Raw genomic sequence first — 13895 nt, forward strand, 5'->3', positions numbered from 1 at the left:
TTTGAGAACCCGATCCGGCTTTCGCCGGAATCGGTCAGGCGGCCGCCCGCAGCGCGGTCTCCACCCGGCGACGCAGGTCGTCGAGGTCGGCTCCGGCCTCGGTGAGCACCAGGGCACCGAGCCCGCGCCCCTCACGGAGCACGCCGAGCAGGATGTGCTCGGTGCCGATGTGCCGGTGGCGCAGCCGCATCGCCTCCCGCAGCGACAGTTCCAGGACCTTCTTGGCACGCGGGGAGAAGGGGCCGGCCGCGTACCGCCGGAGACCCCAGCGGCGGCGCGGCGCCGGCGCCGCCTCGCGCAGCGCGTCCGGGCCGAAGGACTCCTCGATCCGCGCCACGATGGCGGCCAGGTCGATGCCGATCTCCCGCAGGGCGGCGGCGTCGGCGTCGGCGAGGCCGGTGCCGCCCCGCTCGGCGTGCCGGCGGACGCGGGCCCGCAGGTCGTCGGCGCCCAGGCCGGCCTCGGCGAGCACCCGGGCGGCGAGATTGTCGCCGTCGGCGAGCAGGGCGAGCAGCAGGTGCTCGGTGCCGACCGGCCGCTGGCCGTCGGCGGTGGCCTCGTCCCGGGCGTCCCGCACCACCGTGCGGGCCCGGTCGGTGAACCGTTCGAACATCACGCCTCCCAGGAGGATCCGACCGCCGGACGCCCGGCGTGCTTCTTGTGGACGGCCTGCCGGCTGACCTCCAGCTCGTCGGCGATCTCCTGCCAGGACCAGCCCTGTCGACGGGCGTTGTCCACCTGGACCACCTCAAGCCGTTCGAGCAGTCGGCGCAGCGCGCGGACGGCGCGCAGCCCGACCCGGGGGTCGGTGCTGCCGGCTGCCGCCGCGAGTTCCGTTGCCTGACTCATGCCGTCAACTTACATTGACATCACCGTCACTGTCAACCCTCGTTGACATGCCGGCCGGGTCGGCCCGGTGCTAACGTCCGCCGGTGCCCGACTTCCCCCGCCTTCCCGCCGACGCCGCCGTGTCCGACGAGAGGCGCCGCTTCCCGCTCGCCGAGGTCACGCTGGACGCCGCTGGCGGCACCGTCACCGGCCACCACTACCCGGCCAACTTCGACGTCCTGCACGTCGACGCGAGCCTGCCGTTCGCGGCCGTGGCCGACGGGATGGGAGCCGGCGAGGGCAGCCGCCTGGCCGGCACGACGGCGATGGGCACCCTGGTCGCGCAGGTCCGGGCCGCCTGGCCCACGGTCGACCCCCGGCGCTTGCGCACCGCCGTGGCCCAGGTCCAGTCGACCGTACGCACCGCCGGCTCGGGGCTCACGGAGCTGACCGGCTGCACCCTGACCGCGCTGCTCGTGGAGCCCGACGGCGGCCAGGCCTGGCTCGTCCAGCTCGGCGACTCCCGCGCCTACCGGCTGCGCGACGGCCTGCTGGAACTGATCACCACCGACCACACCGTGGCCTGGCTCGGTGTGCTGCACGGCTGGTATCCGGCCGACTCCACCGCCGCCGCCCGCGCCCGCTACCAGCTCACCCGCTACGTCGGCCACCCGGGCGAGCCGGAGGCCGACCTGCTCGCCGTGTCGCTGCGCCCCGGCGACGTCTGGCTGCTCTGCACCGACGGGGTCAGCGACCAGGTCGACTACCAGCAGATCCGGGAGCTGCTGGCCACGCCGCGCCCCGACGAGGCGGTCCAAGCCCTGCTCGCCGCGACCATCCGGGCCGGCGGCGCGGACAACGCCACCGCCGTCGTCGTCCGGGTCCACCCCGCGCCCGCCCGCTGAGGGCGCCGACGCCACAGGACACCTCCCAGAACCGGACGCCCGGCCCGTCATCGCCGCGACGGGCCGGGGGCGAGGGTGGCCTCGTCAGCCCTGTCGAGCTGCCCCATCCGTAGGACCGGCCCTGTGATGTCCTCCGGTCGCACAGATGGGGCAGCTCGACAGCGTCCACCGGGTTGTTCCCGGCGGGGGCACAGCCGGCAAAGGACGGCCGGCGGGGTGGACGGCCGGCGAAGGACGGCCGGCGGTGGTGAGCCGTTGCGGGGTCCCGACGCCATGCGGCGATCCCGCCCCGTCGGCCAACCGCCGCGACTAGCCTCGACAGGAGGGCCGGGCGCGATGCCTGCGGAGGTGATTCGGATGGCCGCAGCCACCGACGCGGCGGTGCTGGTGGGGCTCGGCTCGGAACGCAACCTGTCGGTCGTCAGGCTGGCCGCGCGGGAGGCCGCCACGCACGGCCGCCCCCTGTGCCTGCTGCACGCGTTCAACTGGACGACGGCGCTTCAGGCCCCGTCGATCGCCGGCCCGCGCGCCGACGCCGACGAGCTGATCTCCCGGGCCACGGAGATCGCCAAGGAGGTCGAACCGGCGCTGCCGGTCAGCGGCGAGATCGTCGAAGGCCCTCCCGTCGCCACCCTGATCCGCCGGTCGGAGTCGGCCGCACTGCTCGCCGTGGGCGACGGTGGCATGGCGAGCTGCGGCGACTGCGTGCCGGCCGACGCAGCGGCGGTGCAGCTCGCCGCCCGCGCCGGCTGCCCGGTGCTGGTGGCCCGCCGGGAGCCGCCGCCGCAGGGCCCGGTGCTGGTCGGGGTGGACGGCACCGCCAGCTCCGAGACCGCCCTGGCGTGGGCACTCGAGTGCGCGTCCCGGCGGGAAGCGCGGCTGCTCGCGGTCCGCGTCGTCGAGCCCGAGAACGGCACCGCGGATCCCGGCGTGCTCGTCGAGGTGATGGCACGGGCCGCCCAGCGGTTCCCGTCGGTGGCGGCGGAGTGCCACACGATCCGCGGCGATCCCGGCACGGTCCTGGTCGAGCAGTCCCGCTCGGCCCAGTTGGCGGTGGTCGCCGCCCGGGGCGACGAGCCGTGGCGGGGCATGCTCGGGGCGGTGAGCCAGGCGCTGCTCTACCACTCCCCCGCTCCGGTGATCGTGGTACGCGGGCGAACCGGGGTGCCGGTGGACGGGCGTAACGCCCACCCGGCGCGGGACCAACGGCCCTGATCCACACCGCAGCCGGCCGGGCAGGCTGAGACCGGCCCGGACGGATCCACGCTCCGAGGATGCAGGATTCCCCAACCCGCGAGAGGCTCATGCAGTATGGACACCGCTCTCGACCTGCACAGCCCCCTGACCGAAGACGAGCTGCGCCGGCTGGACGCCTACTGGCGGGCGGCGAACTACCTGACCGTCGGGCAGATCTACCTGCTGGACAATCCGCTGCTGCGCGAACCCCTGACGGCCGAGCACGTCAAGCCGCGCCTGCTCGGCCACTGGGGCACCAGCCCCGGCCTGAACCTGCTCTACGCCCACCTCAACCGGGTCATCGTCGCCCGTGACCTGTCCGCCATGTTCGTCACCGGCCCCGGCCACGGCGGTCCGGCGATCGTGGCGAACACCTGGCTGGAGGGCACCTACAGCGAGCTGTACCACCACATCGGCCGCGACGAGTCCGGCATGGCCCGGCTGTTCCGCCAGTTCTCCTTCCCCGGTGGCATCCCCAGCCACGTGGCGGCGGAGGTGCCGGGCTCGATCCACGAGGGCGGCGAGCTGGGGTACGCGCTGAGCCACGCCTACGGCGCCGCGTTCGACAACCCCGACCTGCTGGTGGCCTGCGTCATCGGCGACGGGGAGGCGGAGACCGGCCCGCTCGCCGGGAGCTGGCTGTCTAACGTCTTCCTCAACCCGGCCCGGGACGGGGCGGTGCTGCCCATCCTGCACCTCAACGGCTACAAGATCGCCAACCCGACGGTGCTGGACCGGATCGGTGAGGACGACCTGCTGGCCATGATGCGCGGGTTCGGTTACGAGCCGTACGTGGTGGCCGGCGACGACCCGGCGACGGTGCACCACGTGCTCGCCGGCACGCTCGACCGGGCGCTGGACGAGATCGCCGCCATCCAGCGGCACGCCCGCTCCGGTGGCACCGTCGAGCGCCCGCGCTGGCCGATGATCGTTCTGCGTACGCCGAAGGGCTGGACCGGGCCGCGCGAGGTCGACGGCAAGCAGGTCGAGGGCACGTACCGCGCGCACCAGGTGCCGCTGGCGGAGGTGCGCAAGAATCCGGCGCACCTGGCCGAGCTGGAGCGCTGGCTGCGCGGCTACCGGCCGGAGGAGCTCTTCGACGCGACCGGCGCACCGGTGGCCGAGCTGGCCGCGCTGCCGCCGAAGGGTGATCGGCGGATGAGCGCCAACCCGGTCACCAACGGCGGGCTGGTGCTGCGCGACCTGGCGCTGCCGGACTTCCGCGACTACGCCGTCGACGTGCAGCGGCCCGGCGAGACCGTGGCCGGCGCGACCGGCGCCCTCGGCCCGTGGGTACGCGACGTCATCGCGGCCAACCCGCAGACGTTCCGCCTCTTCGGGCCGGACGAGGTCGCCTCGAACCGGCTCGGCGCGGCGTTCGAGGTCACCGACCGGGCCTGGGTGGCCGGCACCGTGCCCGGCGACGACCAACTCTCGCCCGACGGGCGGGTGATGGAGGTCCTCTCCGAGCACCTCTGCCAGGGCTGGCTGGAGGGCTACCTGCTCACCGGCCGGCACGGCATCTTCACCAGCTACGAGGCGTTCATCCACATCGTCGACTCGATGGTCAACCAGCACGCCAAGTGGTTGAAGGTGACCCGGGGCATCCCGTGGCGCGAGCCGGTGGCCTCGCTGAACTACCTGCTCTCCAGCCACGTGTGGCGGCAGGACCACAACGGCTTCTCCCACCAGGACCCGGGCTTCATCGACCACGTGATGAACAAGAAGGCCGAGGTGGTACGGGTCTACCTGCCGCCGGACGCCAACACCCTGCTCTCCACGATGGACCACTGCCTGCGCAGCCGGCACTACATCAACGTGGTGGTGGCCGGCAAGCAGCCCGCCCCGAACTGGCTGTCGATGGACGAGGCGGTCCAGCACTGCCGGCGCGGCCTCGGGATCTGGGACTGGGCCAGCACGGACGCCGGCAGCGAGCCGGACGTCGTGCTCGCCTGCGCCGGGGACGTGCCGACGCTGGAGACGCTGGCCGCCGCGGACCTGCTGCGGCAGCACCTGCCCGAGCTGAAGGTGCGGGTGGTCAACGTGGTCGACCTGATGCGCCTGCAACCGCCGACAGAGCACCCGCACGGCCTGTCGGACAAGGAGTTCGACACGATCTTCACGCGGGACAGGCCGGTCATCTTCGCGTACCACGGCTACCCGTGGCTGATCCACCGGCTGACCTACCGCCGCACCAACCACGTCAACCTGCACGTACGCGGCTACAAGGAGGAGGGCACCACCACCACGCCGTTCGACATGGTGATGCTCAACGACCTGGACCGCTTCCACCTGGTCATCGACGTGATCGACCGGGTGCCGGGGCTGGCGGACCGGGCCGCCCACCTGCGGCAGGAGATGGTCGACGCGCGCCAGTCCTGCCGCGATTACACCCGCCGCTTCGGCGAGGACGATCCCCGGGTCGCGGAGTGGCGCTGGGTCCGCGAGACGGACCCGGGCCTGCGAGGCGGTGCAGCCCAGTGAGGTTTGCGAGCCCCGCAGTCGCGAACGAAAGGCTGAACACGAACGAAAGGTGGTCCCGATGAGCGGCGACGAGATCCTGGTCGGCTACGACGGCTCCGCCGACGCCTCCACCGCGTTGCAGTGGGCGCTGGAGGAGGCCGGTCGCAGCGGACGGCCGGTGCGGCTGGCGTACGTCTTCGAGTGGCTCACCGTGGCCGGCTGGATCGGCCCCGGCGTGGCCCCCGGCATCTGGCCGGACGAAACGGCCCGCCGGCAGGTCGAGGAGCTGGTCCACAAGGCGGCGGCGGACGCGGCGGCCGCGCACCCGGAGCTGACCGTCACCGGTGAGGTGTTCGACGGTCCGCCCGCGCTGGTGCTCCAGGAACGCTCCGCGCGGGCCGACCTGCTGGTGCTGGGCACCCGAGGGCACGGCGGCTTCGGCGGGCTGCTCGTGGGCTCGACCGCGGTCTCGGTCACCGCCCACGCGCACTGCCCGGTCGTGGTGGTCCGTGGTGAGGCCGCCGCCGGCGGGCGGAGCGGGCACGTGGTGGTCGGCGTGGACGGGTCGGAGAACTCGCTGGTGGCGCTGGGATTCGCGTTCGAGCAGGCCACGGCCCGACGGGTGCCCCTGCGCGTGGTGCGGGCCTGGCACCCGCCCGCCGGCCAGCGCCCGCCGTCGGATCCCGAGGCGCGGGAGGCCACGGCGGCCGACCGGGCCGAGCTGGACGAGCCGCTGGGCCGCTGGGCCGCGACGTTCCCCGACGTGCCGGTCACGGTGGAGGTGACGCAGGGCAGCGCGGCGTCCCTGCTGGTCGACGCCAGCCGCGACGCGTGCCTGGTGGTGGTCGGCACCCGGGGTCGGGGTGGCCTGAAGGGGATGTTGCTCGGCTCGGTCAGCCAGCAGCTCATCCAGCACGCGCACTGCCCGGTGGCGGTCGTCCGGGAACGCTGAGCGGAAAGGAAGGGCCCCCTGCACATCAGAAGGCGATAGCAGGGGGCCCTTCCTTTCACGCTCAGCGGCTCTCGGCCGGCTCCGCCGGGCTGAGCGAGAAGTAGTCCTCCTCTTCCTGGGCAAGGTGCAGCCGCAGGATCGCCTCGAGGCCGTAGAGGGCGGCGAGCAGGTCGGTGAGCTGGTCCCGGCGCAGCGGTCCGTCGCCGGCCTGCGCGAGGTGCGCGCCGATCCGGTCCACCAGTCGCCGGATCTCCACATGGGCGCGGCTCATCGTCGACGTCGCCTCGGCGCTGCCCAGCGGCTCGGCCAGCGCCGGATAGAGCTGGCGTTCCTCGGCCGCCTCGTGCGGCAGCACCTCCCCGGTGAGCCTGCGGTGCGTCTCGCGCAGCGCCGGCAGGCACTCCGGCGCGCCGGGCGTGGTCGCGAGCAGGTCGGCCGTGTTCCGCAGGGTGGCGAGCACGTCGCGGACCGCGCCGTGTTCGGCGGCGTACCGGTCGAGCAGCTCGCGGGTGCCCGGCGGCACGTCGCGGCGGCGCAGCCCGCCCCCGAGGGCACGCAACGCGTTGAGGATCACCAGCACGTCGATGCCTTCCTGGAGGAACGCCCCGGCGACCGGGGGCAGTCGGCCGAGGGCGGCGGCCAGCATCGCCAGCACCGCGAGGCCCATCCCGACGATGGCGCTCTGGACCGCGATGCGGCGGGCGTACCGGGCGATCTCCACCGCGTCGGCGAGCCGGTCCAGCCGGTCGACGGTGAGCACCGCGTCGGCGACGTCGGCCGAGGCGGTCGCCCCGGTGGCGCCCATGGCCACGCCGACGTGCGCCTCGGCGAGGGCGGGGGCGTCGTTCACCCCGTCGCCGACCATCACGGTGACGGCCCGGCGCGCCTCCTCACGTACGCGGGTCGCCTTCTCCGCGGGCGCGCACCGGGCCACCACGTCGTCCACGCCGACCACCCCCGCCACCTGGGCGGCGACGTCGGGCCGGTCCCCGGTCACCATCACGACGCGCCGCAGCCCCGCCTCGCGCAGCCGCCGGACGGTGCGGCGGGCGTCGGGGCGTACCGGGTCCTCCAGCAGGATCGCCCCGATCGGGCCCCGCTCGCCGCTGACCCAGACCACCGAGCGACCGGCCAGCTCGGCCCGGGACCGGGCGCGTCCCGCCCAGTCGGGCAGGTCGCCGTCGAGCTGGCCGACCCGCACCTGCCGCCCGTCGACCGACCCGCGTACGCCCCGGCCCGGTTCCTCGGTCACCCCCGCCGGCTCGGTCAGCGGCAGGCCCCGCTCGCGCGCCTGCGCCACCAGCGCGCGGGCCAGCACGTGCGGGGAGAGCTGCTCGACCGAGGCGGCGAGACGCAGCACGTCGTCGCGGTCGCCGCCGGGGGCGGCCACGACCTCGGCGGCGCGGGGGCGGCCGGCCGTCAGCGTGCCGGTCTTGTCGACCAGCAGCGTGCGGGCCCGGCCGAGCAGTTCCAGCGAGCCGCCGTCGCGGACCAGCATCCCGCGCCGGGCGGTGCGGGACAGCCCGGACACGATCGCAATGGGGGTGGCCAGCAGCAGCGGGCACGGGGTGGCGACCACCAGCACGGCCACCGCCCGGACGAAATCGCCGGAGAGCAGCCAACCCAGCCCCGCCAGGACCAGGGTGAACGGCACGAACGCGGCGGCGTACCGGTCGGCGAGGCGCACCATCGGCGCCTTGTGCGCCGTCGCCTCCTCGGCAAGCCGGACGATCCCCGCGTAGGTGCTCCCCGCCGCGTCGCGCGTCGCGCGCATCCCGAAGCCGGCACCGGCGTTGACCACGCCGCTGGCGACCTGCTCGCCGGCCGCGCGCCGCACCAGCCGGGACTCGCCGGTGACCACCGACTCGTCGAGGGTCACCGGTTCGTCGACCTGCCCGTCGACAGGCACCACGTCGCCCGGGCCGACGAGCAGCCGGTCCCCTGCCGCCACCCGGTCCAGCGGCACCTCCTCGACGCTCCCGCCAGGGCCGCGCCGCCGGGCGGTGCGGGGGGCGCGGGCGAGCAGCGCACGCAGGTCGCGGGTCGCCCGCCCCTGGGCGTACGCCTCCAGCGCCCGCCCGGTGGCCAGCATCACCGCGATCACCGCTCCGGCCAGGTACTCCCGCACGATCAGCGCGCCGACCAGGGCCAGCACGGCGATCACGTCCACCCCGAACTGCCGGCGCCACAGCTGCCGCAGCATCGACCAGGCGGCGGGTGCGAGGGCGGCCACGGTGGCGGACGCCCACACCAGGTCGGCCGCGTCCCGGCGACCGGTGAGCCGCAGCGCCGCCCCGGCCAGCACCAGCGCCGTCACCCCGGTCAGCGGCACCCAGAGCGGCAGGCGTGGCCGGTCCCGCCGTGCCGGCTGCTCCGGCACGCACTCCGGCGGTTCCGTTCCCACCTGCGGATCGTCCCAGCGCCGGCCGCGTACCGGAGGGCATCCGGGCGAACCGGCGGGGGACGAGGGCCCTGCCGCGCCGGGACCTGCGTACCGTGTGTCGGCACGGGGGATGGCGCAGGATGGAGCGGCAACCCCGCCCGGGGCACCACCGGCCTGGGGCACGATGGGGAAAACGGAAAGGTCGTGACGATGAGCCACCAGACGCCGGCGACGGGCCGCCCGCTGACCACCGCACTCGCGGAGGCCGCCGCGACGGCCGGGCACGCCCCGTCGGTGCACAACAGCCAACCGTGGCGGTGGCGGGTGCTGCCGGACGCGCTGGAGCTACGCGTGGTCCGCGACCCCCGGCTCGCCGCGACGGACCCGGAGGGCCGGCTGGTGGCGTACAGCTGCGGGGCGGCGCTGCACCACGCGCGGGTCGCGCTGGCCGCGGAGGGCTGGACCGCCGTGGTGGAACGGATCTCCGACCCCACCGACCGCGACCTGCTGGGCCGGCTGACCGGGCTGGCCCGCGCGGAAGCCGACCCGGACGCCATGCGCCTGGTGCAGTGCATGTCCGTGCGGCACACCGACCGGCGCCCGGTCAGCGACGAGCCGGTGCCGGACGCCGCCCTCGGGGAGATCGCCGCGGCGGTCGCCGCCGAGGGCTGCCAGCTCCAGTTCCTCGACCGCGACAACGTCCTGGAGCTGGCCGCCACGGCCGGGCACGCGGCGTCGGTCGAGGCGGAGGACCCGCAGCTGCGCGAGGAGTTGGAGTACTGGACCAGCCGCGGCGGCACCGGCACCGGCCTGCCGCCGGAGGTCCTGCCGGCGGAGGCCCCGCAGACCACCGTGCCGGCCCGCGACTTCGGTCGCCCCGGCACCCTGCCGGTCGGCCCCGGGCACGACCGGGCCGCCGTGTACGGCCTGCTCTACGGCGACGAGGACGAGCCGGACACCTGGCTGCGCGCGGGCGAGGCGCTCTCCGCCGCTTGGCTGACCGCGACCCGCCTCGGGATCTCCGTGGTGCCGCTGAGCGGCGTGGTGGAGGTGGCGGGCACCCGGCAGACGCTGCGCGGGCTGCTGGGCGGCCTCGGCTACCCGTACCTCGTGCTGCGGCTGGGGATCGCGGACCCGGCGCACGCCGGGCCGCCGCACACCCCGCGGCTCGACGCCGCCCAGGTGGTGGACACCTCGGCGGTACGCGACGCCGGCGCCTAGCGGCGCCCTCGGCCCCGGGCCCGCCACCAACGGGCCCGAGGGCCACGGCCACCGGGGGATACCATCGCCCGGTGGCCGCCACCGAACCGCACGTGACCCCCTCGCTGGGGCTCAGCCCGCTGTCCCGGGTACGCCTCGACGAGCTGCTCCAGGAGATGCTGGACCGGGTCGGCGAGGTGGTGACCAGCCGGGAACGGCTGCGGGCCCTGCTCGACGCGGTGGTCGGCATCGGCACCGACCTGGATCTGCGCAGCACCCTGCAACGGATCGTGGCGGCGGCCTGCGAGCTGGCCGGCGCCCGCTACGGGGCGTTGGGCGTCATCGGCCACGACCGCCTGCTGCACGACTTCATCACCCACGGCATCGGCCCGGAGCTGCACGCCAGGATCGGTGACCTGCCGCACGGGCGGGGCGTGCTCGGCCTGCTCATCGACGATCCGCGCCCGCTGCGGATGCCCGACATCACCCAGCACCCGAAGTCCTACGGGTTTCCTGCACACCATCCGCCGATGCACAGCTTCCTCGGCGTGCCCGTGCGCATCCGCGACCAGGTCTTCGGCAACCTCTACCTGGCCGAGAAGCAGGGCGGCGCGGAGTTCACCGAGGACGACGAGGAGATCGTGGTCGCGCTCGCCGCGGCGGCGGGCGTGGCGATCGAGAACGCCCGCCTCTACGCGCTGGCCCACCGGCGGGAGCTCTGGCTCGCCGCGACCGCCGAGATCACCGGCGTGCTGCTGGGCGAGGTACGCCGCACCGACGCCCTGGCGCTGGTGGCCCGGCGCGCCCGCGAGGTCGCCGAGGCGGAGGTCGCGCTGGTGCTGCTCTACGACCCCGACGCCGAGGAGTTCACCGTCGAGGTGGTCGACGGGGCCGACGAGCAGGCGGCCGCCCTGGTCGGGACCGTGCTGCCGGCCGCCGAGACGAGCTTCGCCGCCGCCATCGCCGAGGGCCGGCACGACCAGGTGGCCGACCTGGCCCACGCCGCGCCGTGGCCGGCGTTGCTGAGCACCGGGCCTGCGGTGATCTCCCCGCTCGCCACCGCCGACGTCCTGCACGGCGTGCTGGTGATCGCGCACCGCCCCGACCGGTTGCCCGCCGCCAGCGACGACGACATGGCCCTGCTGGGCAGCTTCGCCGGGCAGGCCGCGCTGGCCATGGAGCGGGCCCGCGGTCAGGAGGAACGGGAGCTGCTGGTGGTCCTGGAGGACCGCGAGCGGATCGCCCGGGACCTGCACGACGTGGTCATCCAGCGGCTGTTCGCCACCGGCCTGCAGTTGCAGAGCGCCGCCCCGATGACGACGCGGCCGGAGGTCGCCAAGCGGATCAACGCGGCGGTCGACGACCTGGACGCCACGATCAAGGACATCCGCCGCACCATCTTCGAGCTGCGTACCCCGATGAGCGCGGCACTGCGCACCGAGATCCGGGAGGCGGTCGAGGCGGCCGCCGAGTCGCTCGGCTTCCGCCCCCGCCTGGAGCTGACCGGGCCGATCGACAGCGCCGTGCCCGACGCGGTCCGCCCGGACCTCACGGCCGTGCTGCGGGAGGCGCTCTCCAACGCCGTACGCCACGCCGAGGCCAACCGCGTGACGGTGGCGGTACGCGTCGACACCGGCCGGGTGACCGTGACCGTCGCCGACAACGGGGTGGGCTGCGACCCGGCCGCCGCCCGCGGGGGGCTGGTCAACCTCCGCGAGCGCGCCGAGCGCCACGGCGGCGAGTTCGAGGTACGCCGAGCCGCCCCCCACGGCACCGAGCTGTGCTGGTCCGTCCCCCTCCCCGCCTGACCCCTCCCCCCTCCCTCCCCCGCGCGTGGGCGCCCGGCCGCGCCCGCGAGCCCGCCCGCGATCTTGCACTTTCGGCCCGGGCAGAAGGTGCATATGCCCCGAAGGAGGGGCCCAAAATGCAAGATCGACGACGGGGGCGAGAGGCGAGGCGGGAGAGGCAGAGGCGCGAGGCGTGGCGCGGGGTGGGGTGGGGTGGGTAGGGCGGGGTGAGGATGGCTCAGTGGGACTTGCCCAGGAGGCGGGTGGCCAGGACGGCGGCCTGGGTTCGGCGCTCCAGGCCCAGCTTGGCCAGCACGCTGGAGACGTAGTTCTTCACGGTCTTCTCGGCCAGGAACATCTTCCCGGCGATCTCCCGGTTGGTGAGGCCCTCGGCCACGTACTCCAGGATCCGCCGTTCCTGCTCGGTGAGCGACTTCAGCTCGCGCGGCTGCTCGACGCCGCTGCGGATGCGCTCCAGCACCCTGGTCGTGATCGCCGGGTCGAGCAGCGACTGGCCGGCCGCCACCCGGCGCACCGCGTCGACCAGGTCGGTGCCACGGATCTGCTTCAACACGTAACCGGCCGCGCCGGCCATGATCGCCGCGAAGAGCGCCTCGTCGTCCTCGTACGAGGTGAGGATCAGGCCCTTGATCGACGAATCGACGGCCCGGACGTCCCGGCACACGTCGATGCCGTTGCCGTCGGGCAGCCGCGCGTCGAGGATCGCCACGTCGGGCCGCAGGGCCGGAATGCGCCGGGCCGCCTCCTGGGCGAGACCGGACTCGCCGACCACCTCGATGTCACCACTGCTCTGTAGCAGGTCGGCCAGGCCACGGCGGACGACCTCGTGGTCGTCGAGCAGGAACACGCGGATCATCCCTCGTTTCTACCCCCTTCCCAGTGCCCTCCGCACGGGTCGAAGGTCCCGATGCGGCATCACCCACGCCGCCGCCCCTGCCCGACCAGCAGGTCACCCACGCCGCCGGGCCCGACCGACACCCCGCTGCGGGCCGAAGGTCCCCGGCGTGCGGCGGGGCGGTCGGGCCCGGCGGGACGGGACGTCCGGCCCTGCCCGGGCCACGCTCCGGTGACGCACCGTGGATGCGTACCACTCGTCGGCGGCACGACCAGCCACGGAAGGAGCACGACCATGGACACCGGCTTCACCGTCGAGCAACTGCGGGCCGCCGCGACCGACGCCGTACGCGCGCCGTCCCTGCACAACACCCAGCCGTGGCGGTTCCGGCTCCGCGACGGCGGCATCGAGGTGCTGGTCGACCCGACCCGACGGCTGCCGGCCACCGACCCGAACGGCTGGGGCGTCCGGATCGCCTGCGGCGCGGCGCTGTTCAACCTGCGGCTCGCCCTGGCCGTGGCCGGCACCCCGGCGACGGTCCGGCTGCGCCCCTACCCGGCCGAGCCGGATGTGGTGGCCCGGCTCGTCCCGGACGTTCCGCGCCGTCCCACCCCCGCCGAGCAGGCACTGCACTCGGCCATCCCCCGCCGGTTCAGCAACCGCGCACCGTTCTGGCCCGACCCGGTGCCCGCCGACGCCCGCTGGCGACTCGCCGAGGCGGCCCGCGCGGAGCGGTGCTGGCTGGAACTGCTGGTCGGCGTCAGCGCGGTGAACGCGTTCGGCGAGATCGCGCGCAGCGCGCACCGGGTGTTGGAGCGGAACCCGGCGTACGTCGCCGAACGCCAGGAGTGGGTACGCGCGAGGCCCGCCCCCGACGGGATCCCCGTCGCCGCCGGCGGCCCGCAGGGCGAACCGCAGGACCTGCTGCCGTCGCGGGGCTTCGGCGGCCTCGACCGGGCCCCGGGTCGGGACTTCGAGCCGGAGCCGCTGGTGGCGGTGCTCGGCTCGCCCGGCAGCACGGCCGTCGACCAGGTCCTCGCGGGGCAGGCGTTGCAGCGGGTGCTGCTGGCCGCGACGGACTCCGGGCTGGCGGTGTCGATGCTGTCCCAGCCGATCGAGGTGCCCAGCGCCCGCGAGCAGTTGCGGCTGTCGCTGGGGCGGTTCGGCACGCCGCAGATGGTGCTGCGCATCGGGTACGGCCAACCAGGACGCCCGACCCCGCGCCGGAACATCCACGAGGTGTTGATCGCATCGAACCCACCTGTTGGCAGCGCACCTTAAGAGA

11 protein-coding genes are annotated in these 13895 nt (G+C 74.9%); 7 read left to right on the forward strand and 4 right to left on the reverse strand.

Annotation, left to right across the window (positions count from 1 at the left end):
- Positions 1 to 34: 34 nt before the first annotated feature.
- Together ABZ809_RS10900 and ABZ809_RS10905 are read right to left on the reverse strand one after the other, a co-directional pair.
- On the reverse strand, positions 35 to 613 hold the full coding sequence (locus ABZ809_RS10900) for a Clp protease N-terminal domain-containing protein (RefSeq protein ID WP_357562270.1): 579 nt from the start codon (positions 611 to 613) through the stop codon (positions 35 to 37).
- Positions 613 to 849: an HTH domain-containing protein gene (locus ABZ809_RS10905; protein WP_089001290.1), complete on the reverse strand. Its 237-nt coding sequence runs from the start codon at positions 847 to 849 to the stop codon at positions 613 to 615. The genes ABZ809_RS10900 and ABZ809_RS10905 overlap by 1 nt, the downstream gene beginning before the upstream one ends.
- An 83-nt stretch (positions 850 to 932) precedes the next feature.
- On the opposite strand from ABZ809_RS10905, the gene ABZ809_RS10910 reads away from it, so the two are divergent.
- From ABZ809_RS10910 to ABZ809_RS10925, 4 genes are all read left to right on the forward strand, one after another.
- Positions 933 to 1733, forward strand: a complete 801-nt coding sequence (locus tag ABZ809_RS10910; protein WP_357562271.1) for a PP2C family serine/threonine-protein phosphatase — start codon at positions 933 to 935, stop codon at positions 1731 to 1733.
- Between the two features lie 357 nt (positions 1734 to 2090).
- A complete protein-coding gene (locus tag ABZ809_RS10915) occupies positions 2091 to 2948 on the forward strand; it encodes a universal stress protein (protein ID WP_357562272.1) in 858 nt (285 codons plus the stop codon).
- A 96-nt stretch (positions 2949 to 3044) separates the two neighbouring features.
- Positions 3045 to 5453, forward strand: coding sequence for a phosphoketolase family protein (locus ABZ809_RS10920; RefSeq protein WP_357562273.1), 2409 nt, complete (start codon positions 3045 to 3047; stop codon positions 5451 to 5453).
- 58 nt (positions 5454 to 5511) lie between these two features.
- Positions 5512 to 6384: a universal stress protein gene (locus ABZ809_RS10925; RefSeq protein ID WP_357562274.1), complete on the forward strand. Its 873-nt coding sequence runs from the start codon at positions 5512 to 5514 to the stop codon at positions 6382 to 6384.
- A 61-nt stretch (positions 6385 to 6445) separates the two neighbouring features.
- Here the strand turns inward: ABZ809_RS10925 and ABZ809_RS10930 are convergent, their stop codons facing one another.
- A complete protein-coding gene (locus ABZ809_RS10930) occupies positions 6446 to 8788 on the reverse strand; it encodes a heavy metal translocating P-type ATPase (protein ID WP_357562275.1) in 2343 nt (780 codons plus the stop codon).
- Between the two features lie 189 nt (positions 8789 to 8977).
- Here ABZ809_RS10930 and ABZ809_RS10935 point away from each other — a divergent pair, with 189 nt between their 5' ends.
- Together ABZ809_RS10935 and ABZ809_RS10940 are read left to right on the forward strand one after the other, a co-directional pair.
- Complete coding sequence (locus ABZ809_RS10935; protein ID WP_357562279.1) at positions 8978 to 9988, forward strand: nitroreductase family protein; 1011 nt, start codon at positions 8978 to 8980, stop codon at positions 9986 to 9988.
- 155 nt (positions 9989 to 10143) lie between these two features.
- Complete coding sequence (locus tag ABZ809_RS10940; RefSeq protein WP_357562368.1) at positions 10144 to 11775, forward strand: GAF domain-containing protein; 1632 nt, start codon at positions 10144 to 10146, stop codon at positions 11773 to 11775.
- Between the two features lie 217 nt (positions 11776 to 11992).
- Here ABZ809_RS10940 and ABZ809_RS10945 read toward each other — a convergent pair whose 3' ends face one another.
- Complete coding sequence (locus ABZ809_RS10945) at positions 11993 to 12631, reverse strand: response regulator transcription factor (RefSeq protein ID WP_091620063.1); 639 nt, start codon at positions 12629 to 12631, stop codon at positions 11993 to 11995.
- Between the two features lie 273 nt (positions 12632 to 12904).
- Between ABZ809_RS10945 and ABZ809_RS10950 the strand changes: the two genes are divergently transcribed.
- The gene (locus tag ABZ809_RS10950; protein ID WP_357562280.1) at positions 12905 to 13891 is read left to right on the forward strand and encodes a nitroreductase; all 987 of its coding nucleotides are present in this window, start codon (positions 12905 to 12907) and stop codon (positions 13889 to 13891) included.
- Positions 13892 to 13895: the final 4 nt, after the last annotated feature.

The organism is Micromonospora sp. NPDC047074, assembly GCF_040643815.1.
Lineage (GTDB): Bacteria > Actinomycetota > Actinomycetes > Mycobacteriales > Micromonosporaceae > Micromonospora.

Coding starts and splice junctions, on each gene's coding strand:
- ABZ809_RS10900 (WP_357562270.1), bottom strand. CDS start 613: ATGTTCGAACGGTTCACCGACCGGGCCCGCACGGTGGTGCGGGACGCC.
- ABZ809_RS10905 (WP_089001290.1), bottom strand. CDS start 849: ATGAGTCAGGCAACGGAACTCGCGGCGGCAGCCGGCAGCACCGACCCC.
- ABZ809_RS10915 (WP_357562272.1), top strand. CDS start 2,091: ATGGCCGCAGCCACCGACGCGGCGGTGCTGGTGGGGCTCGGCTCGGAA.
- ABZ809_RS10920 (WP_357562273.1), top strand. CDS start 3,045: ATGGACACCGCTCTCGACCTGCACAGCCCCCTGACCGAAGACGAGCTG.
- ABZ809_RS10925 (WP_357562274.1), top strand. CDS start 5,512: ATGAGCGGCGACGAGATCCTGGTCGGCTACGACGGCTCCGCCGACGCC.
- ABZ809_RS10935 (WP_357562279.1), top strand. CDS start 8,978: ATGAGCCACCAGACGCCGGCGACGGGCCGCCCGCTGACCACCGCACTC.
- ABZ809_RS10940 (WP_357562368.1), top strand. CDS start 10,144: ATGCTGGACCGGGTCGGCGAGGTGGTGACCAGCCGGGAACGGCTGCGG.
- ABZ809_RS10945 (WP_091620063.1), bottom strand. CDS start 12,631: ATGATCCGCGTGTTCCTGCTCGACGACCACGAGGTCGTCCGCCGTGGC.
- ABZ809_RS10950 (WP_357562280.1), top strand. CDS start 12,905: ATGGACACCGGCTTCACCGTCGAGCAACTGCGGGCCGCCGCGACCGAC.